Below are 1,404 nucleotides of genomic sequence, written 5' to 3'. Positions count from 1 at the left end.
AAACAGCTTGTACGCCGGATTCTGGCTCTCGTCCCAATACGGATAGCCAATCTCGTCCAGCGCTGCGCCCACCAGATGCCGCTCTTCTTCCGGCACCACCAGCCCGGCCACCACCCGGCCATCGGCGGCGCCGTGGTTGCGGTAGTGGAACATCGAGATGGTCCAGCGCCCGCCCAGCTTGTTAAGGAAGTTGAACAGCGCACCCGGCCGCTCCGGAAACTCGAAACGCAGCACCACTTCATCGCTGACCCGCTCGGCATGCCCGCCGACCATATGGCGGATATGCAGTTTGGCCAGTTCGTTGTCGGTCAGGTCCAGCACCGGGAACCCTTGCTCCGTCAGGCTTGAAATCAAGGCGCTGCGCGGGTCGTTGTCCGGGTGGGTCTGCACGCCGACGAAGATATGAGCCTCGCGGTCGGTGTGGTAGCGGTAGTTGAATTCGGTGATCTGGCGCTTGCCGATGGCCTGGCAGAACGCCTTGAAGCTGCCGGGCTGCTCGGGGATGGTCACGGCAATGATGGCTTCGCGACCTTCACCCAGCTCGGCACGCTCAGCCACATGGCGCAGGCGGTCGAAGTTGACGTTGGCGCCGGAGTCGATGGCCACCAGGGTCTGGTCGCTGATGCCACGTTGTTCGACATACTTCTTGATCCCCGCCACGCCCAGCGCACCGGCCGGTTCGGTGATAGAGCGGGTGTCGTCGTAGATGTCCTTGATGGCTGCGCAGATTTCGTCGGTGCTGACGGTGATGACTTCATCGACGTAGTGACGGCAGACTTCAAAGGTGTGATGGCCGATCTGCGCCACTGCCACGCCATCGGCAAACAGCCCGACCTGATTCAACACTACCCGCTCACCCGCCGCCATGGCGGCTTGCAGGCAGTTGGAGTCGTCGGGTTCGACACCGATGACCTTGATGTCCGGGCGCAGGTATTTGACGTAGGCCGCGATACCCGCAATCAGGCCGCCACCGCCCACCGGGACGAAAATGGCATCCAGCTGTCCCGGTTGCTGGCGCAGGATTTCCATGGCCACCGTGCCTTGTCCGGCAATGGTGTCAGGGTCATCGTAAGGATGGATGTAAACAAAACCTTGCTCGTCCACCAGCTTGAGGGAGTAAGCCAGGGCTTCTGGAAAGGAGTCGCCATGCAGCACCACCTGAGCGCCACGGGAGCGCACACCCTCGACCTTGATCTCGGGCGTGGTCTTGGGCATGACGATGGTCGCCTTGATGCCCAAGACTTTCGCCGCCAACGCCAGGCCTTGCGCATGGTTGCCTGCCGAAGCCGTCACCACGCCACGCGCCAGTTCTTCAGGGCTCAGTTGCGCCAGCTTGTTGTAGGCCCCGCGAATCTTGAAGGAGAACACCGGTTGCAGGTCTTCGCGCTTGAGCAATATCTGGTT

At 61.9% G+C, this 1,404-nt stretch carries 1 protein-coding gene; it reads right to left on the bottom strand.

The window, feature by feature from the left end:
* On the bottom strand, positions 1-1,404 hold a 1,404-nt coding region (ilvA, locus tag CKW23_RS26095; RefSeq protein WP_095068688.1), incomplete at both ends, for a threonine ammonia-lyase, biosynthetic.

It is taken from the genome of Pseudomonas sp. Irchel 3A18, from assembly GCF_900187465.1.
In the GTDB taxonomy this organism is placed as follows: domain Bacteria; phylum Pseudomonadota; class Gammaproteobacteria; order Pseudomonadales; family Pseudomonadaceae; genus Aquipseudomonas; species Aquipseudomonas cichorii.
Note: the sequence above shows the minus strand (reverse complement) of the source record. Positions and strands in the feature narration are given on the sequence as shown.